Origin of the sequence: Janthinobacterium lividum (genome assembly GCF_011601275.1) — a bacterium.
Lineage (GTDB): Bacteria > Pseudomonadota > Gammaproteobacteria > Burkholderiales > Burkholderiaceae_D > Janthinobacterium > Janthinobacterium lividum_E.
On the sequence record NZ_JAAOLY010000013.1, the window covers coordinates 96,694 to 114,479 of the forward strand.

15 protein-coding genes are annotated in these 17,786 nt (G+C 64.4%); 9 read left to right on the plus strand and 6 right to left on the minus strand.

All coding sequences use genetic code 11. The annotated features are described in order from the left end of the window. Positions 1–28: 28 nt before the first annotated feature. The 3 genes from GYK42_RS19650 to GYK42_RS19660 all read right to left on the minus strand — a co-directional run bounded on the left by GYK42_RS19650 (position 29) and on the right by GYK42_RS19660 (position 2,148). Positions 29–406 carry a Rieske (2Fe-2S) protein gene (locus GYK42_RS19650; RefSeq protein ID WP_181878030.1) on the minus strand — a complete coding sequence of 126 codons (378 nt, stop codon included), beginning with the start codon at positions 404–406 and terminating at the stop codon, positions 29–31. Next, a complete protein-coding gene (locus tag GYK42_RS19655) occupies positions 403–1,062 on the minus strand; it encodes an HAD-IIIA family hydrolase (RefSeq protein ID WP_046685951.1) in 660 nt (219 codons plus the stop codon). Before GYK42_RS19655 ends, GYK42_RS19650 begins: the two co-directional genes overlap by 4 nt. Positions 1,063–1,152: 90 nt before the next feature. Beyond that, positions 1,153–2,148: an RluA family pseudouridine synthase gene (locus GYK42_RS19660; RefSeq protein ID WP_034754116.1), complete on the minus strand. Its 996-nt coding sequence runs from the start codon at positions 2,146–2,148 to the stop codon at positions 1,153–1,155. A 696-nt stretch (positions 2,149–2,844) separates the two neighbouring features. Here GYK42_RS19660 and GYK42_RS19665 point away from each other — a divergent pair. The 6 genes from GYK42_RS19665 (at position 2,845) to GYK42_RS19690 (ending at position 12,448) form a co-directional block, all read left to right on the plus strand. Next, on the plus strand, positions 2,845–5,979 hold the full coding sequence (locus GYK42_RS19665) for an Rne/Rng family ribonuclease (RefSeq protein ID WP_166448864.1): 3,135 nt from the start codon (positions 2,845–2,847) through the stop codon (positions 5,977–5,979). A gap of 91 nt (positions 5,980–6,070) precedes the next feature. Continuing rightward, entirely contained in the window at positions 6,071–7,408 is a 1,338-nt protein-coding gene (chrA, locus tag GYK42_RS19670) for a chromate efflux transporter (RefSeq protein WP_166448865.1), read from the plus strand. Positions 7,409–7,437: 29 nt separating this feature from the next. After that, complete coding sequence (gene moaA, locus GYK42_RS19675) at positions 7,438–8,559, plus strand: GTP 3',8-cyclase MoaA (RefSeq protein ID WP_166448866.1); 1,122 nt, start codon at positions 7,438–7,440, stop codon at positions 8,557–8,559. 62 nt (positions 8,560–8,621) lie between these two features. Next, positions 8,622–10,466 (plus strand): molybdopterin molybdotransferase MoeA, encoded by a 1,845-nt coding sequence (moeA, locus tag GYK42_RS19680; RefSeq protein WP_240943672.1) that lies wholly within the window; start codon positions 8,622–8,624, stop codon positions 10,464–10,466. Between the two features lie 266 nt (positions 10,467–10,732). Next, complete coding sequence (locus GYK42_RS19685; RefSeq protein ID WP_166448868.1) at positions 10,733–11,644, plus strand: MHFG family PEP-CTERM protein; 912 nt, start codon at positions 10,733–10,735, stop codon at positions 11,642–11,644. Positions 11,645–11,701: 57 nt separating this feature from the next. Continuing rightward, positions 11,702–12,448, plus strand: a complete 747-nt coding sequence (locus GYK42_RS19690) for a hypothetical protein (protein WP_166448869.1) — start codon at positions 11,702–11,704, stop codon at positions 12,446–12,448. 27 nt (positions 12,449–12,475) lie between these two features. On the opposite strand, the gene rmuC is transcribed toward GYK42_RS19690, so the two are convergent. Both rmuC and GYK42_RS19700 read right to left on the minus strand, forming a co-directional pair. Then, positions 12,476–13,837, minus strand: a complete 1,362-nt coding sequence (gene rmuC / locus GYK42_RS19695) for a DNA recombination protein RmuC (RefSeq protein WP_166448870.1) — start codon at positions 13,835–13,837, stop codon at positions 12,476–12,478. A gap of 4 nt (positions 13,838–13,841) precedes the next feature. Then, the gene (locus GYK42_RS19700) at positions 13,842–14,237 is read right to left on the minus strand and encodes a group II truncated hemoglobin (protein WP_046686268.1); all 396 of its coding nucleotides are present in this window, start codon (positions 14,235–14,237) and stop codon (positions 13,842–13,844) included. 132 nt (positions 14,238–14,369) lie between these two features. Between GYK42_RS19700 and GYK42_RS19705 the strand changes: the two genes are divergently transcribed. The 3 genes from GYK42_RS19705 to GYK42_RS19715 all read left to right on the plus strand — a co-directional run bounded on the left by GYK42_RS19705 (position 14,370) and on the right by GYK42_RS19715 (position 16,528). Then, positions 14,370–15,635, plus strand: coding sequence for an MFS transporter (locus tag GYK42_RS19705; RefSeq protein ID WP_166448871.1), 1,266 nt, complete (start codon positions 14,370–14,372; stop codon positions 15,633–15,635). Between the two features lie 12 nt (positions 15,636–15,647). Further along, positions 15,648–15,995: a GIY-YIG nuclease family protein gene (locus GYK42_RS19710; RefSeq protein ID WP_166448872.1), complete on the plus strand. Its 348-nt coding sequence runs from the start codon at positions 15,648–15,650 to the stop codon at positions 15,993–15,995. 65 nt (positions 15,996–16,060) lie between these two features. Continuing rightward, a complete protein-coding gene (locus GYK42_RS19715; RefSeq protein WP_166448873.1) occupies positions 16,061–16,528 on the plus strand; it encodes a MarR family winged helix-turn-helix transcriptional regulator in 468 nt (155 codons plus the stop codon). 3 nt (positions 16,529–16,531) lie between these two features. Here GYK42_RS19715 and cqsA read toward each other — a convergent pair whose 3' ends face one another. Continuing rightward, positions 16,532–17,776, minus strand: a complete 1,245-nt coding sequence (gene cqsA / locus GYK42_RS19720; RefSeq protein WP_166448874.1) for an alpha-hydroxyketone-type quorum-sensing autoinducer synthase — start codon at positions 17,774–17,776, stop codon at positions 16,532–16,534. Positions 17,777–17,786 lie beyond the last annotated feature (10 nt).

A 17,786-nucleotide genomic window follows, 5' to 3' on the forward strand; every position in this document is an offset into this window, starting at 1 on the left:
TTTAAATTACAGAAGTTCTGCCCCGGCCTCAGGCCGGCAGCGGCTGGACATATTCGTCGGGTTGCCAGTACAGCTGGCCATCGCGCTCGGCCACGGCGATCGGACGCAAGCGCCCGCCCTTGCAGGGACCGCCCGCGCACAGGCCGCTTTCCGGCACATAGATGGCGCCATGCGTCGAACACATCAGGTACAAGCCGCTGGACTCGAAAAACTCGCCCTCCGCCCAATCCAGTTCGATCGGCACATGGGCACAGCGGTTCAGGTAGCCATATGCCTTGCCGCCATGGCGCACGACAAAGCCCGTGGTCGCTTCGCCGCCGGCAGAGACGGGAAAGCGCACGCCCTTGCCGCCATCGGCCACGGCATCGGCCGCACAAATCAACACTTCCGCAACGTCGGTCATCATGCGTGCTCGCTCAGCCATTGATGCAGGTCGGCCACCGTGGCGGCCGAATACAGGGGATTGCAAGCTTGCAGCTGCGCCACCGGATGCGCTCCATACTCTACGGCAATACCGGCCGCGCCCGCATTGCTTGCCATCAATAAATCATGGCTGGTGTCGCCGATCATCACGGTACGGCGCATATCTTGCCCCAATTCGCGCGTCAGCTCCTGCAGCATGGCCGGATGGGGCTTGGAAAACGTTTCGTCGGCGCAGCGCGTCGCATCGAACAGGGACAGCAGCTTGACGGCATTCAGCGAACGGTTCAGGCCGACACGGCTCTTGCCCGTGGCCACCGCCAGGAAATACGCCTGCTGCGACAGTTCCTGCAGCATCTCGTGTACGCCGGGAAACAAGGTCAGCTCATGGTCGCGCGACAGGTAGTGATAGCGGTAGCGCTCGGCCATGCGCGCATGGAATTTCGGCTCCACGTCGGGCATCACCAGCTGCATGGCTTCCTGCAAGCCCAGGCCGATCACATGCGAGGCCAGCAACTCGGTGGGAATGGGCAAGCCGAGGTCTTTGGCCGATGCCTGGATGCACTTGACGATGGTCGAAGTACTGTCTATCAAGGTACCGTCCCAATCGAAGACGATCAGATCAAATTGCTTTCTTGCCATGTTTCCCGACGACATAGCCGCCGGCTCCTTGAGAATGAATGATGGCGACTGACTACCTTATGAGTAGTGTCGCGCGCACGCAATGGTTACTTATCGTGCGGCAACGGCCAATGGTTTGCCCAAGCTTACCAAGAAACGCTCGCATTCGGCAGCCAGCGGCGCATTCAGGGTCATCGTCTTGCCCGTTTCCGGATGCGTAAACGTGATCTGGTGCGCGTGCAGGAACATGCGCTTCAGGGCGCCGCGCGTGCTGTCGGCTTTCAACAGAGCACGGTTGAGAGCAAAGTCGCCATATTTATCGTCGCCGGCGATGGGGAAACCGGACGAAGACAGGTGCACGCGGATCTGGTGCGTGCGTCCCGTCTTCAATTCCGCTTCCAGCAAGGCGAAGTTGTGATATTTATGCAACAGTGAAAACACCGTGTGCGACGCCAGGCCATCGGCCTGCACGGCCACCCTGCGCTCGCCTTCGGCCGTCGTATATTTGTGCAGTGGCAACTTGATATGCTGACGCGCATTCTTCCAGTCGCCAGCCACCAGCACCAGGTAGCGCTTGTCCGTGACGCCGTCGCGCATCTGCTCGTGCAAATTCGTCAACGCCGTGCGTTTCTTTGCCAGCAACAGCAGGCCGGACGTGTCGCGGTCCAGGCGGTGCACCAGTTCCAGGAACTTGGCGTCGGGGCGCGAGGCGCGCAATTGCTCGATCACGCCAAACGACACGCCCGAGCCGCCATGCACGGCCACGCCGGCCGGCTTGTCGATGACGAGCAGCTGCGCATCTTCGAAGATGATCTTGAATTCGGCGGCCGGCGCGCCCGTGGGGGCCTTTTCGGCCACGCGCACGGGTGGAATGCGCACCACGTCGCCGGCGGCGAGACGGTACAACTGGTCGATACGGCCTTTATTAACCCGCACTTCTCCCGATCGCAAGATCCGGTAGATGTGGCTTTTAGGCACTCCCTTGCACACTCTTAATAAGTAGTTGTCGATGCGCTGGCCTGCTTCTTCCTCGGCGATCGTTACGAATTGGGCTTGCGGCTGAACCGGGGGTGTTGAAGGGGGAACAACATCATTTTGACTCTTCATTTACTATGTCTTCCCAGAAATCTCTCTAAGTCCTTCATTTTGAATATATAATTGTTTTTGCTGCGGCCCTGGCTGCTGCGAGTGTAAGAATAAAAGCACATTTTACACAGGGGCGTCTCCACCGGCCTCGCCAAATTGCAAATTCGGTGGAAAAAAATGTATATGCACCATCCCTGCGCGAATCAAGGTTGCACCGTAGTTGTAATCGGATAACGCGTGGAGATGCTGAAGTGAGTGTGGGATTATAAGGATAAGTACCCGTTAGCGCGACTTATCGAGTCGGGCTCGCGGGTTGATGAAGTTGATAACGCTTGCCGTTTTCGCCAAACCCCGTATGTGGCCAAATACTGAGGGTTGTCGATGATAGGCTGAGGCCAAGCCTCGCCATCGCGATCCCTGTAATGAGCCGGCTAACGATTTTGGCTCTGAATTTGCTGACCACTTGCATTCTCTGTCCCCGATGCAGTTCATTCTCATCCGGGCTGTTTCAGATGAGTTGCAAGTGTCCTGTGCACTCGGCATGACGATCGACCTCACCGCGCCTGTTGCGGCCGTAACGTATACCTCGTACGCGTTGTTGCTCCGCACGCCTGGGCATTTCCCCCGCCAGCACTCCCGTTCTCGCATATATCCCTGTACTTCGCCGCTTCCCCGGAAGCGGCTTTGAGATGGCCTACGGGTCGCGGAGTTATAAAAATGAAACGCATGTTGTTTAATGCCACGCAGCAAGAAGAACTGCGCGTAGCGATTGTCGACGGACAAAAACTGATCGACATCGATATCGAGACAGCCGGGCGCGAACAGCGCAAATCCAACATCTACAAGGGCGTGATCACGCGCATCGAGCCATCGCTCGAAGCGTGCTTCGTCAGCTATGGCGAAGACCGCCACGGCTTCCTGCCTTTCAAGGAAGTTGCCCGCACGTATTTCCGCGAAGGCGTCGACGTGCGTAACGCTTCCGTCAAGGAAGCGCTGCGCGAAGGCCAGGAAATCATGGTCCAGGTTGAAAAGGAAGAGCGCGGCAACAAGGGCGCCGCCCTGACCTCGTTTGTTTCTTTGGCCGGCCGTTACCTGGTATTGATGCCGAACAACCCGCGTGGCGGTGGCGTATCGCGCCGCGTGGAAGGTGAAGAGCGCCAGGAATTGCGCGAAACCATGGATAAACTGGACTTGCCAGCTGGCATGTCCGTGATTGCCCGCACGGCAGGCATCGGCCGCAACGTCGATGAACTGCAATGGGACTTGAATTACCTGATGCAACTGTGGCGCGCCATCGAAGGCGCCGGCAAGTCGGCCAACGGCGCTTTCCTGATCTACCAGGAATCGTCGCTCGTCATCCGCGCCATCCGCGACTACTTCCAGCCCGACATCGGCGAGATCCTGATCGACACCGACGAGATCTACGACCAGGCGCACCAGTTCATGAGCCACGTGATGCCCGACATGGTGCACCGCGTAAAACGCTACAGTGACGACGTGCCGCTGTTCTCGCGCTTCCAGATCGAACACCAGATCGAAACGGCGTACAGCCGCACCGTGCCGCTGCCATCGGGCGGCGCCATCGTGATCGACCATACCGAAGCGCTGGTCTCCGTCGACGTCAACTCGGCCCGCGCCACGCGCGGCTCGGACATCGAGACGACAGCCTTCAACACCAACTGCGAAGCGGCCGAAGAAGTGGCGCGCCAGCTGCGCTTGCGCGACTTGGGCGGCTTGATCGTCATCGACTTCATCGACATGGAAGTGGCGAAGAACCAGCGCGAAGTGGAACAGCGCCTGAAAGACGCGCTGCACCATGACCGTGCCCGCGTACAAATGGGCAAGATTTCGCGCTTCGGCCTGATGGAACTGTCGCGCCAGCGCCTGCGCCCTTCGCTGTCCGAAGGTTCGCACGTGACGTGCCCGCGCTGCTCCGGCACCGGCCACATCCGCGATACGGAATCGTCCGCCCTGCAGGTGCTGCGCATCATCCAGGAAGAGGCGATGAAGGAAAACTCGGCCACCATCCACGTGCAAGTGCCCGTGGACGTGGGCGCCTTCCTGCTCAACGAAAAGCGCGGCGAAGTACTGAAGATCGAGAACCGCCACCGCATCGCCGTGATCCTGATCCCGAACAAGCATCTGGAAACGCCGCACTACAAGCTGGAACGCATCAAGCACGACGATCCGCGTCTGGAAGATAGCCAGGCCAGCTACAACCTGGCTGAAAGCGCTGAAACCGACATGGCTTACAGCAAGCGCCAGAAGGAAGAAGCCAAGCCGCGCCAGGAAGCCGTCGTCAAGACGATCACCCCTGACCAGCCTGCACCGCTGGTCGAGCGCAAGCCCGTCGAAGCGAAACCGGCTCCAGTGGCCGCGCCTGCCGCACCACAGGGCCTGATCGCCAAGATCATCAGCTTCTTCACCGGCGCTCCGGCACCGGTGGCGCCAGCACCTGCCCCTGTCGCCCCAGCCAAGCCGGCCGGCGCCGACCGTGGCGACCGCAACAGCCGTGGCCCGCGTGGCCGTGGCCGCAACGGCAAGCCAGGCCGCGAAGAACGCGAACCGGGCCAGGGCCGTCCAGCCCAGGACGATGCAGCGAAAGAAGCGGAAGCACTGGAAAAAGCGGCCCGTCCGCCACGTCCACCGCGTCCGCCACGCGAACCGCGTGAAGCGCGCGAGAACGGCGATACGGCAGCAGCACCACGCGAACGCGGTGAACGCCCTGAACGCGCCGAGCGTCCGGAGCGCGCGGAACGTCCAGAGCGCGCCGAACGTCCGCCACGCCAGCCACGCGAAGGCCGCGAACCACGCGCCGACAAGGCTGTTGTTGCTGAAGTGAAAGCTGAAGAGCTGGCACTGGTTGGCGCCACCGCCAGCGCAGTCAACGTCGTCGTGCCGTCAAACGGCCCTGAATCCGACGCCGCACCGGCAAACCTGCTGAAAGCGCCGGCAAATGCCGGCCCTGAAGGCGAAGAGACGGAAAACGACGTGGAAGGCGAAGAACCGCGCCGCCGCCGTCGTCGTGGCGGCCGCAACCGCAACCGCCGCGACCGCGAAACGGGCGAGCTGATCGAATCGGCAAACGGTGACAACGAAGGCCAGGACGCGCCGGTAATCAGCTTTACGGTCGCTCCGGCGCCGGAAGCTGCAACGGATGCGGCTCCAGTCGCCGTCGTGGCTGCCGCCGCTGTCGTCGCCGTCGCCGCGCCAGTGGAAGCTGCTGCCGAAGCTACCCCAGCCGTCGTGGCTGAAGTCGTGGAAGTGGTGGAAGTAGCCAAGGTTGAGGAAGCTGCACCAGCGGCTGAAGTGATCGTGCCACCAGCCCCTGTCGAAGCCGTCGTTGCTGCGGCGCAAGCTGAACCAGCCGCTGCCGAACCGGCACCAGCTGCCGAGTACAGCTTTGCCGAGAAAGCGGAAGCTGCGCCTGCGCCTGCTCCAGCGGAAGTCATCGTCGAAGCGGCGCCAGTCGTGGAAGCGGTTGCTGTCGTGGAAACCGTGGCCGTGGCTGAAGAAGCGCCAGCAGCAGCGCCAGTCATCGAAGCGGCGCCTGCCGTGGTGGAAGCTGCCCCGGTGGTTGCCGAAATGGCTCCTGCACCTGCCGCTGCCCCGGCACCGGCACCTGTCGTTGCTCCTGCTCCGGCGCCAGCCCCTGTGGCAGCGCCGCTGGACTTGAGCGCGGTGCTCGGCTCGGCCGGCCTGACCCTGGCTGCCACCGATCCGGAAAAGCTGCGCCTGGCGCAGGAAGCGGCCGCCAAAGCAGTCGCTCCGGTACGCAAGCCGCGCGAACGCAAGCCATTGCCGCCGCAATCGGATGAGCCGTTGATCCAGGTCAACACGCAACGTCCATAAGCGCGCCGGGTTCGCCCAGCCGCCAATGATGAAAGGGGAAGCTCAGGCTTCCCCTTTTTTATGTCCATTTTTTTGCTGCCATCCACCCGCCATGCACGAGAACGCCAATCTGCCTCCCGCCCCCGTCAGCCTGCGCAGCGCCTTCTGGTACTGGCTCAAGCTGGGCTGCGTCAGCTTTGGCGGCCCGGCCGGGCAAATCGCCATGATGCATGCGGAACTGGTGGAAAAGCGGCGCTGGATTTCCGAGCAGCGTTTCCTGCACGCCCTGAACTACTGCATGCTGCTGCCGGGGCCGGAAGCGACCCAACTGGCCATCTACATCGGCTGGCTGATGCACCGCACGCGCGGCGCGCTGGTGGCGGGCCTGCTGTTTTTGCTGCCCTCGCTGCTGGTGCTGATCGTCCTGTCCTGGCTCTACATGGCGTATGGCCACGTGGGCGCCATCGCCGGCGTCCTGTACGGTATCAAGCCGGCCGTCGTCGCCATCGTGCTGGCGGCCGCCTGGCGCCTGGGCCGGCGCACCTTGCGCAGCCCTGCCCTGATCGCCATCGCGGCGGCCGCATTTGTCGCCATCGCCGCGCTACAGCTGCCATTTCCGCTGATCGTGCTCGCCGCCGCGCTGCTCGGCATGGCGGGCGGGCGCTGGCTGCCGGGCCACTTCCATGCCAACGGCGCGTCGCACGGCGGCGCGGCCCGCTACGGCGCCGCCCTGATCGATGACGAGACGCCCACGCCGGACCACGCGCGCTTCCGCTGGCTGCGCCTGCTTGGCACGGCTGCCGTGGGCCTGGCGCTGGCCTTCCTCGCCTGGCTGGGCCTGGCGCTGGCGGGCGGGGCGGACCAGCCGCTGGCGCAGATGGGCGTGTTCTTCAGCAAGGCGGCCCTGCTGACTTTTGGCGGCGCGTATGCCGTGCTGCCCTACCTGGTGCAGGGCGCCGCCGACCACTACCACTGGATCACGAGCGCGCAAATGATGGATGGCCTGGCGCTGGGCGAAACGACGCCCGGCCCCCTGATCATGATCGTCGCCTTCATCGGTTTTGTCGGCGGCTGGAGCCATGCCGTGACGGGCGGGCAGCTGTGGCTGGCGGGCGTGTGCGGCGCGCTCGTCGCCAGCTGGTTTACTTTTCTGCCCTCGTTCATCTTCATCCTGGCCGGCGCGCCGCTCGTGGAAGCGTCGCGCGGCAATTTGCGCCTGAGTGCGCCGTTGACGGCCATCTCGGCGGCCGTGGTCGGCGTCATCGCCAGCCTGGCCCTGTTCTTTGGCCGCCACGTCTTCTGGCAAGAAAACCCGCTGCCGCAGTGGGATTGGATAGCGGTCATCATCGCGCTGGCAGCCGGCGTGGCGCTGATCAAGTTTCAAGTAGGCACCATCAAATTGCTGCTCGCCTGTGCCATCTTCGGCCTCGTGCTATCGTATCTGCCTTGACCGATTTTACGTAAGTGGCATTACCTTTCATGGCTGACAAGATTATCTACCTCGCCGAAGCCCGCAATGGGGCACCGGCGATCCCCGCCCGGCTGGAAAGTCCCACCGGCAACGTGGCCGACAGCCTGGGCCGGCCCCTGCACGACTTGCGCATCTCGATTACCGACCGCTGCAATTTCCGTTGCGTGTACTGCATGCCGAAAGACGTGTTCGACAAGAACCACGTCTACCTGCCGCACACGGACTTGCTGTCGTTCGAGGAGATCACGCGCGTGGCGCGCCTGTTCGTTGAACACGGCGTGGAAAAAATCCGCCTGACGGGGGGCGAGCCGCTGCTGCGCAAGAATATCGAAAAGCTCATCGCCATGCTGGCCGAACTGCGCACGCCGTCGGGCCAGCCGCTGGACCTGACCCTGACCACCAACGGTTCCTTGCTGGCCAGAAAAGCGCAGGCGCTCAAGGATGCGGGCCTGAACCGGGTCACCGTGTCGCTCGACTCGCTCGACGACACCACCTTCAAGCGCATGAACGACGTCGATTTCGCCGTCGCCGACGTGCTGCACGGCATCGATGCGGCACACGCGGCGGGCTTGGGCCCCATCAAGATCAACATGGTCGTCAAGGCCGGCATGAACGAGCAGGAAATCGTGCCCATGGCGCGCCACTTCAAGGATACGCCCTACATCCTGCGCTTCATCGAATACATGGACGTGGGCGCCTCGAACGGCTGGAACTTGCAGGAAGTCATCCCTTCGGCCGAAGTCGTGCGCCGCATAGCCTCACACATGCCCTTGCTGCCGATTAACCCGAACTACACGGGCGAGACGGCGGCGCGCTGGCGCTATGCGGATGGCGGCGGCGAAATCGGCCTCATTTCCAGCGTCACGCAAGCATTCTGCGCCGACTGCAGCCGCGCCCGCCTCTCGACCGAGGGCAAGCTGTACACGTGTCTGTTCGCCAGCAGCGGCCACGACTTGCGCAGCCTGCTGCGCGGCGGCCGCAGCGATGCGGAAATTTCCTCGGCCGTGGCGCAGCTGTGGCGCGGCCGCGGCGACCGCTATTCGCAATTGCGCACCAGCCAGACGGACTTGACGGGCGGCGCACTTGAGCACGGTAAAAAGAAAGTGGAAATGTCGTACATCGGCGGCTGAATCCGGGGCGGCGCAGGCCCCGCGCTGCTACCATGGCGCATGCACCAATTTTCCTACCTGACATGATCAACAAACACGACATTACCGGCCTGATCCTGGCCGGCGGCCTCGGCACGCGCATGGGCCAGCGCGACAAGGGCATGCTGCCCCTGCATGGCCAGCCCCTGGCCCGCCACGTGCTGCAACGCCTGGCGCCGCAAGTGGGCCAGCTGGCCATCAGTGTCCACGCGGATGCCGGCGATTACGCGCGCTTCGGCCTGCCGGTGTGGCCCGATGCGCTGCCGGGCCAGCTGGGGCCCCTGGCCGGCCTGCACAGCGGCATGCGGCACGCCGGCACGCCGTATCTGCTCACCGTGCCGTGCGATTCGCCCCTGCTGCCGCCCAATCTGGCAACGCGCCTGGCGGCCGGTTTGATCGACAACGATGCCGATCTGGCCATCGCCGTCACCGAGGAAATCGACCCAGCGACGGGCTCGGCCGTGCGCCGCCCGCACCCCGTCTTTTGCCTGGTGAAAACCTCGGCCCTGCCCCAGTTAGACTCTTATCTGCGCGGCGGCGAGCGCCGCATGCGCACCTGGCATGGTCCATTGAGACTGGCCGAGGTACTGTTCGAGGACGGCGCCGCGTTCGGCAACATCAATACCCCGGACGAGCTGGCCGCCCTGCAGGCGCAGGGATTGAGCGTACCGATGGCGCAAGCCATCCTGGCCGACACCGTGCCCGTCGCCGAGATCGAGGAACTGCCCCTGCCGCAAGCGTTCGAGCGCATCCTGGCGGCCGACATCATCTCGCCCATCAGCGTGCCCGCGCACGACAACTCCGCCATGGATGGCTATGCGCTGCACGGGGCCGACCTCGGTGGCAGCGTGCCGTTGACCCTGGCCATGGTCGACACCATCCTGGCCGGCCGGCCGGGTACGGTCACCGTGCAGCGCGGGCAATGCGCGCGCATCATGACGGGCGCCGTCATGCCGGACGGCTGCGACAGCGTGGTGCCGCAGGAACTGGTACAGCAAACCAGCGAGCACAGCATCACCGTCGCGCCGGACTGCATCCGCCCTGGCGACAACCGCCGCTTCAAGGGCGAAGACTTGATGCAGGGCCAGCCGGCCCTGCTGCAGGGCAAGCTACTCGGACCGGCCGAACTGGGACTGCTGGCCTCGCTTGGCATCGCCACGGTGCCCGTGCGCCGACGGCTGCGCGTGGCCTTCTTTTCCACCGGCGACGAATTGCGCTCGATCGGCGAAGCGCTCGACGCGGGCTGCATCTACGACAGCAACCGCTATACCCTGCTGGGCATGCTGAGCCGTTTGGGCTGCGAAGTGCTCGACATGGGCATCGTCAAGGACAATCCGCCAGCACTGGAAGCGGCCTTGCGCGGCGCCTGCGCCAAGGCTGACGTCATCATCACCTCGGGCGGCGTGTCCAGCGGCGCGGCCGATTTTACGCGCGAGATCCTCGCGCGCCTCGGTGAAGTGGCCTTCTGGCACATCAACATGCGCCCGGGCCGCCCCATGGCCTTCGGCCGGATTGCCAGCGAGGGCGACACAGCATTGCTGCTGGGCCTGCCCGGCAATCCCGTGGCCGTGATGGCGGCGTTTTATTTCCTCGCCCGCCCCACCCTGCTGCGCCTGATGGGCGCCGATGCGGACACGGCCGCCCTGCCCCTGCTGCAGGTGGAGGCGCAAGCGCCTATCCGCAAGAAACGGGGCCGCACGGAATACCAGCGCGGCATCGTCGAACGTGGCGCGGACGGGCGCCAGCACGTGCGCGTGACGGGCGCGCAAGGTTCGGGCATCCTGCGCTCGATGACGCAAGCCAATTGCATGATCGTGCTGCATGAAGCGCAAGGCCACGTGGCCGCCGGCGACCTCGTCGACGTCGTGCTGTTCCATGGGCTGATGTAAGCAGCCACTCCCTCCTCCTTTCTTCGTCCTCAACGGCCCGCCCTGCGCGGGCCGTTTGCATTTCCCCATTGCAATCAATTCCCCTGCACGGCCGACGTTCCCCTGTCGAGATAAAAATATTAATCATTTCTAGTTAAAACAAATCAATAAACACAACACTAATTGTAATAATTTTATTTATTAGTTGATATTGAAGTTTCTTCGGTGATAACATTCGAACTCACACAAAAAGTTCAATTTTGATATTGTTTTCACGAGGAACAACAATGAGACACAGCTCTTGGATCGCGGGAGCCAGCTTGCTGGGTGCGGCATGCCTGCTTGCTACCTTGTCCCTGGTGCCCTTGACCGCCTACGCGAAAGGCACCGTGCGCGCCAATGTGCTGGATAACTGCAACTGGAATCGTCCCGGTGTCGATCCGTTCATGGGTGACGTGGTCGCAGCCGTGGACCGCTATACGGATATCGCGCCGCCCGTGCGCGAACAATTGAAGGAGCGCATGCGCGCGCGCCAGTACGATGAAATCGTGGTGATCAGCCGCGACGCCATCCGCGGCAAGGGCAATTACAACGCGCGCATCAGCGACATGCATTTCGGCCCGGGCCGCGTCTGCCGCAATGTCACGCGTGCGGGCTGGAGCGCACAGATGCAGGAACGGGGACTCGTGTATTGCGTGCAGGGCCAGTGCATCCTCGTGCCGACGATTTGCCGCAATGTCAGCCGCATCACGCAGGCGCCCGCATCGGCGCCGCCGGCGGCAGGCGCCGCACCCGGCGGCGCAGCGCCCGTTGCCGCCGCACCGGCCGCACCGGAAGCGGCAGGCGTACCCCTGATCGACAATCCCGACGCCTTGCGCGGCGGCTCCTTCACGGGCGGCGCCATGCCGCCCGAGGTGGCTAGCATTCCTTTCCTGCCCTTCGATTTTGTGCGTACCGTCGGCGGCATCACGCCGCCGGCCGGCATCGGCGGTGGAAGTGGCGGAGGTGGTGGCCTGCCGCCGGACCAGGGCAGCAGCATCATCGTGCCGCCCACCGTGATCCTGCCAACCTTGCCGCCCATCGGCCCGACAGTCTTGCCAGCCGTACCGGAACCGCAAACCTGGGCCATGCTGCTGGCGGGACTGGCGCTGATGGCCTACGGCGCGAGAAAACGCCGTACCGGCAAGCCTGCCGTCTGAGGCGTAGCCAGCCGGGTGGGGACTTGTTACTATGGTGCATTCCAGACAAGGATCGCCATGCCCGACATCGATAGCCGTTCGACACGCCTCATTGCACTGCGCAACGAGGGCCGGCACGCGGAAGCGCTACAACTGCTGCAAGAGCTGTTCGCCGACGCCGGCCAAACCCTGAATCCGGCAAGGTCGAGCTATTTCATGATCATGCTGGAGTGGAAGTTTTTGGCCGAGGCTTACGCGCCTGCGTACGCCGCCCTCCAGGCGGAGCGTGATGCGCAAATCCAGCTGCTGCTGTCAGACAACACGTTTGGCGGCAGGTTGCGCTTCTCTCTCATCGCCGAGATGAACGACACGCTGGGCGATGCCCGTTCCACCGCCGACCTGTTCGCCCGGCTGGACACATGCGCCCCCGAACTGGCGCGCCAGTACGCCTGGCAGGCCCTGCCAGCCGTCGTCGAGTCAGGCAATTTCGCGCTGGCGGAGCGCTATCACCGCGCCCCGCTGGAGCACCTCGATATGGTCAATGAGCTGGCCGCCAGCCTGCCCCTGTTTCCTGCGCCGCGCACGCCGCCGCGGCTGGCGGCGGAACTGATGAATCTGGTAAAAGACGTGCGGATCGCCGCTGCCATACTGCGCGGCCAGGGACAAGCCGCCGAGGCGGACGCACTGTGCGCCGCCTTGCTGGCCGGCCTGGCGAATGACGCCATGCGCGCGCTGGCGCAGCGCGAACTCAATGCGCCAGGCAGTATCACCGCTGACATCGTCAACCGCCAGATGGCGCAGGAACAGCAAGACCAGCAGACTTAGCCGGCCGTTGCGGCGAGCAAGGCGGCGCTATTCGCCGTCCGTCTTACCCAGCAGCAAGGCGGCCGCCTCGCCCGGCAAGGCTTCCACGGATTTCAGCTTGCGCGCCATCTGCCGGCTGCGCACTTCCGCGCTTTCGATATTCTTCGCCGCTTTTTCCAGGGTCAGCCGGGTTTGCGACAGCACCTCGCCGAACTTGCCGAACTCCGTCTTGACGGCGCCCAGCACCTGCCACACTTCGGACGAGCGTTTTTCCAGCGCCAGGGTGCGGAAACCCATCTGCAGGCTGTTGAGCAAGGCCGTCAAAGTGGATGGCCCCGCAATGCTGACCCGGTGCACGCGCTGCAATTCGTCCGCCAGTCCCGGGCGGCGCAGCACTTCCGCATACAGGCCCTCGGTGGGCAGGAACAGGATGGCAAAGTCGGTCGTTAGCGGCGGTGCCAGGTATTTCTCGGCGATGGTTTTCGCTTCACCGCGCACGGCCCGCTCCAGTTCGCGGCCGGCCAGGGCCACACCGTCCGCATCGGCCCGCTCTGCAGCTTCGACCAGGCGCTCGTATTGTTCCTTGGGGAATTTTGCATCGATGGGCATCCACACGGGCGGTCCGCCCTCGACCATGCCCGGCAGTTTCAAGGCGAATTCCACGCGCGCGCCGCTGCCCGGCACCGTTTCCACGTTTTTCGCGTACTGGTCGACAGTAAGTACCTGCTCCAGCAGCATTTCCAGCTGCACTTCGCCCCAAGTGCCACGCGTCTTGACGTTGGTGAGCACCCGCTTCAAATCGCCCACGCCCAGCGCCAGCTGCTGCATTTCACCGAGGCCCTGGTGGACTTTTTCCAGCCGCTCCGACACTTGCTGGAACGACGCACTGAGGCGCGTTTCCAGGGTGGCGTGCAGTTTCTCGTCGACCGTCTTGCGCATCTCTTCCAGGCGCGCACCATTGTCGGCCTGCAAGTCACGGATCTTGTTCTCGAGCGTGGCGCGCACTTCCAGCATGCGCTGCGCATTCGATTCCGTCAGCTGCGCCAAAGTTTGATTGGTGCTGTCGGCAAAGCGCGCCAGGCTTTGCGCCTGTTCTTCGCGCCCGACCTTGCCCTGCGCCTGCATCTGCGTGCGCAGGCTATCGAGCTGCTGCAGGGTGGCCGCCTGGAATTGCGCCAGGCCGGCCGCCAGGTCCTGGCGCGTGGCCTGCGCCGAGGCCTGCAGCTGCAGCCGCACTTCGCGCTCGACCCGGTCGATGCGTTCCAGGCTTTGCTGCTGGTGCTGCTGCACCAGGGCCAGGGTGGTGGCGCCATCGCCGGCCGCGCCACGCGGGCGCAGCAAGATCAATAGCAACAGGACGATGGCGACGATGGCGGCGCCCAGCAGGCTGTAAAACTCGATTGGGCTCATGGGATCAGTCAGGTTTGTTGCGCATCCAGTCGGCCGTCTGATAGAACGATTCCATCAGGCGCACGCGCAAGGACTCTTCGATGCCCGTGTCTTCCATGGCCCACGCCATGGCGCGCAGCCACTGGTCGCGCTCGCTGGTGCCAATCGCATAGGGCAAGTGACGGGCGCGCAGGCGCGGGTGGCCGAATTTCTCGATATACAAGTCCGGTCCGCCCATCCAGCCCGTCAGGAAGAAATACAGCTTGTCGCGCGAGCCGTCCGTCGATGGCGGATGCATGACGCGGATGCCGGCGAACTCGTGCTCGAGCTCCATCAAGTCATAAAAACGGTCGACCATTTCGCGCAGCACAGGGGCGCCGCCGATGGTCTCGTACAGGGTGGGGGCAGTGGTATCAGTCATGGCCGCCATGATAGCGCAAGCGCTGGTGCCTCATGCGGCGCCAGCACCCTTTGCCACAATAAATGGCAATATACTTGACTAATCAAGCTTTTATCAAATACTATGCAATTTTTAACCAAAGACAAAAACAGCATGTCAACCACCGTACAACCTCCTTTGCTACGCAATACCAACTTCCGCTGGCTGCTCGGTGGCGGCCTCGTGTCCATGCTGGGCGACCAGTTCAGCATGCTGGCCCTGCCCTGGCTCGTGCTGAGCCTGACAAACGATAGCCTCAGCCTGGGCATCGCCGTGGCCCTGATGGGCGCGCCGCGCGCCGTGCTCATCTTGTTGGGCGGCACCATCGCCGACCGTTACTCGCCCCGGCGCGTGCTGCTGCTGAGCAAATATGCGAACGCCGCCATCCTGCTCGCGCTGGCCGGCCTGCTGATGCTGGACCACGCCAGTGTGACGCTCGCGTATGCGGCCGCGCTGGCGCTGGGCATCGCGTCCGCCTTCGCCATCCCCGCCGGCACGGCCATCCTGCCGCAAGCCGTGCCACAGCAAACACTGCAAACGGCCAACAGCCTGCAGATGGGCGCGCGCCAGCTGTCCTTGCTGGCCGGCCCCCTACTGGCGGCGCTCGTGCTCGGCGCCCACGATGGCGGGCAGAAAACCGGCATGGCGGCGCTGGCCGCCGCCTTTGCCATCGATGCGCTGACGTTCCTGTTCTCGGCCTGGACCTTGCGGCAAGTCAGCCTTCGGCCACTGGCGGCCGCCACGGCGCAGGGCATGTGGCGCGACATGGCGGCGGGCCTGGCCATGGTGTGGCGCGACATGGCCTTGCGCAGCTGCTATGCCTACTGGGCCGTGGTGGCGTTCTTCGTCATGGGTCCGCTGCAAGTGGCCTTGCCCGTACTGGCCAGCGAGCGCCTGCACGGCGCTCCGGCGCTCGGTTTGCTGATGGGCGCGCATGGCGCCGGCACCCTGGCCGGCATGCTGGCGTCCAGCCTGGGCGGCGCCTGTCTGCGCCGCCGCTTCGGCGCCACCCTGCTGGCCGTCGACGCCATCGTCGCCATGCTGTTAATGGCGCTGGGGCAAATCGATACCGCCTGGCAGGGCGCGGCCTTGCTGGCCGTCACGGGAATGCTGGGCGGCTATGTGCAGGTGGCCATCTTTACCTGGATACAGCGGCGCGTGGCGCTCGCCATGCTGGGCCGGGCGATGGCGCTGTTCATGGGCATCTTCCTGGGTTTGGCGCCCCTGTCGGCGGCGGCCACGGGCGCGCTGCTGCGCCATCTGAGCGTGGGCGAGCTGTTCTGCGCCTGCGGCGCCCTGCTGCTGGCCGCCGCCATCGCCGCCGCCCTGTTCACGGATATTGCGCGCATCGCAAGCACCGATTACGTCACCCAACCTTGAGGAAGTCTCACCATGGATAAAACACAGCAAGCCGCCTTGAAAGCAGCTTACCGGCAACAAGCGCCCGCGCTGGGCATCATCGCGCTGCGCCATCTTCCCAGCGGGTGCACCCTGCTCGAGCGCAGCCGCAACGCCCCCGGCGCGCTGAACCGCCACCGCTTCGAACTCACGCTGGGCATGCACCGCAATGCACGCCTGCAGGCGGACTGGCGGCGCGACGGCGAAGCGGCTTTTCGCTTCGACATCATCGACACCGTCAATCCATCGGCCGATCCCGATTTCAATGCGGACGCAGAACTGGACGCCCTGCTGGCGCTGCACCAGGCGCAACTGCTGGAGCAGGGGCAATCACGCTACTGAGCGGCCATGCTTTACACTTGCGCACTCACGCAATCACGCACTCGGCAGCAAATCAAAAGGACGCCATGACCGATCTCACTCCCCCGCCGCCGGACGGCGGCAGCGCGCTGGACTTTTGCCTGCGCCTGGCGCGCGCCCAAGCCATGCTGGTGCGCCGCTTCGACAGCACCCTGGGCAATCTGCATGGCTTGAGCTTTGGCGATTATCAATTGCTGTACCACTTGCAGCGCGCTCCGGGCGGACGCCTGCGCCGCATCGACCTGGCCGAGCGCCTGGCGCTGACGGCATCCGGCATCACGCGCTCGCTGATGCCGCTGGAAAAAATCGGCCTGGTGGCGCGCCAGGCCGATGCGCGCGATGCCCGCGTCGGCTACGCCGCCATCACGGCCGCGGGACTGGAATTGCTGGCGCACGCGAATACGACGGCGCAGGCGCTGGGCCAAGAATTGCTGGGCAATGCCAGCGCGGAACAGCTGGCGCCCCTGTCCCTGCTATTGAGCGGCATTGCCGGCAACCAGCCCGGCCAAGCCTGAGATTTATACCAGCGCCAGCTTGCGCAGGCGCCGCGTCGATGGCCAGCGCGCCATACCCGTCTCGTCGCGGATGGCGGCGCAGGCAGCCAGCACCCGCGCGCACTCGTCCTCGCGCAAGCCCGCATTCAGGGTCAGGCGCACCAACGAACGGTTTTTCGGCGTGGCCGGCGCACAGAACACGGCGCCGTAGATGCCGTGCCGTTCCAGCGCCTTGCGCAGGATCAAGGTATCGGGTTCGCTGCCAGCTTCCAGCGCGATGATCTGCTCGGTGCCGTCGCTGACGTTGTAGCCGAGCTCCATCAGCCCATGCCGCAACTGCACGCTGTGGCGCCGCAGGGCAGCGCGGCGGCTATCGGCGGCGCGGATGAAGTCGAGCGCCGCATCGAACCACGCCAGCTCGTGTTCAAGCAGGCAGGAACTGAAGATGGCGGGCCGCGAGGCGGACAGGAAATATCCCTTGAAACGGGCCGAACAGGTGATCAACCCGGCCCGGCCCGCAAACGCCTTGGCCAAGGACGCCGTGCGGAAATGCACGCGCTCGGCCAGGCCCAGCTCCACCACCAGCCCTGCGCCCTGCGGGCCGTGCGTGCCCAGCGAGTGCGACTCGTCGACGATCAGCATGCTGCCGCTGCGTTCGGCGATTTCCACCATCTCGAGCAACGGCGCCACGCTGCCATTCGTGCTGTACAGGGCATCGACGACGATGATGCCGGGGCCATGCTTGTCGAGCTGGCGCTGCAGGTGGGCGCCATCGTTGTGCAGGAAGGCGACGGGCACGGCTTGCGCCGATTGCACGCCCTCCCACAGCGAAGCGTGCGCCTGCATGTCGAGGTACACGGGGATGCCGGGTCCGGCCAGGCTTTGCAGCAAACCCACGTTGGCGGCCCAGCCCGACTGCGCCAGCACGCACGCTTCGCTGCCAAGATAGTCCGCGAATTTTTGTTCCAGCCGGTGCTGGCGGCTGCCCTCCTGCAGGAACACGGACGACATCAGCATGGCGCCGCCGCCCTGCAAGACGCGCGCCTGGGCCGCCAGCAGCGCCGCCTCGCCGGCGATATTCAGGTAATCATTACCCGCCAGCATGACCGCACTGGCCGGCATGGCTTGCCATTCATGCAAGTGCTGGCCGCCAAGCAGCTTCTCGATACGCTCGACGTAATGTTCATCCATGCGCGCACGCACGAAAGCAGGCATCAGTTGTTCGGCGCGGACGGCGCGGGACGACAGGGGGGAAATGGCGTTTAACATAGGAACTCCT

Excerpts from the sequence above, each read along its gene's own strand:
- cqsA (WP_166448874.1), bottom strand. The coding sequence starts at position 17,776 with ATGTTAAACGCCATTTCCCCCCTGTCGTCCCGCGCCGTCCGCGCCGAA.
- chrA (WP_166448865.1), top strand. The coding sequence starts at position 6,071 with ATGCACGAGAACGCCAATCTGCCTCCCGCCCCCGTCAGCCTGCGCAGC.
- GYK42_RS19685 (WP_166448868.1), top strand. The coding sequence starts at position 10,733 with ATGAGACACAGCTCTTGGATCGCGGGAGCCAGCTTGCTGGGTGCGGCA.
- moeA (WP_240943672.1), top strand. The coding sequence starts at position 8,622 with ATGATCAACAAACACGACATTACCGGCCTGATCCTGGCCGGCGGCCTC.
- GYK42_RS19665 (WP_166448864.1), top strand. The coding sequence starts at position 2,845 with ATGAAACGCATGTTGTTTAATGCCACGCAGCAAGAAGAACTGCGCGTA.
- GYK42_RS19650 (WP_181878030.1), bottom strand. The coding sequence starts at position 406 with ATGATGACCGACGTTGCGGAAGTGTTGATTTGTGCGGCCGATGCCGTG.
- GYK42_RS19700 (WP_046686268.1), bottom strand. The coding sequence starts at position 14,237 with ATGACTGATACCACTGCCCCCACCCTGTACGAGACCATCGGCGGCGCC.
- GYK42_RS19655 (WP_046685951.1), bottom strand. The coding sequence starts at position 1,062 with ATGGCAAGAAAGCAATTTGATCTGATCGTCTTCGATTGGGACGGTACC.
- GYK42_RS19660 (WP_034754116.1), bottom strand. The coding sequence starts at position 2,148 with ATGAAGAGTCAAAATGATGTTGTTCCCCCTTCAACACCCCCGGTTCAG.
- rmuC (WP_166448870.1), bottom strand. The coding sequence starts at position 13,837 with ATGAGCCCAATCGAGTTTTACAGCCTGCTGGGCGCCGCCATCGTCGCC.
- GYK42_RS19705 (WP_166448871.1), top strand. The coding sequence starts at position 14,370 with ATGTCAACCACCGTACAACCTCCTTTGCTACGCAATACCAACTTCCGC.
- GYK42_RS19710 (WP_166448872.1), top strand. The coding sequence starts at position 15,648 with ATGGATAAAACACAGCAAGCCGCCTTGAAAGCAGCTTACCGGCAACAA.
- GYK42_RS19715 (WP_166448873.1), top strand. The coding sequence starts at position 16,061 with ATGACCGATCTCACTCCCCCGCCGCCGGACGGCGGCAGCGCGCTGGAC.
- moaA (WP_166448866.1), top strand. The coding sequence starts at position 7,438 with ATGGCTGACAAGATTATCTACCTCGCCGAAGCCCGCAATGGGGCACCG.
- GYK42_RS19690 (WP_166448869.1), top strand. The coding sequence starts at position 11,702 with ATGCCCGACATCGATAGCCGTTCGACACGCCTCATTGCACTGCGCAAC.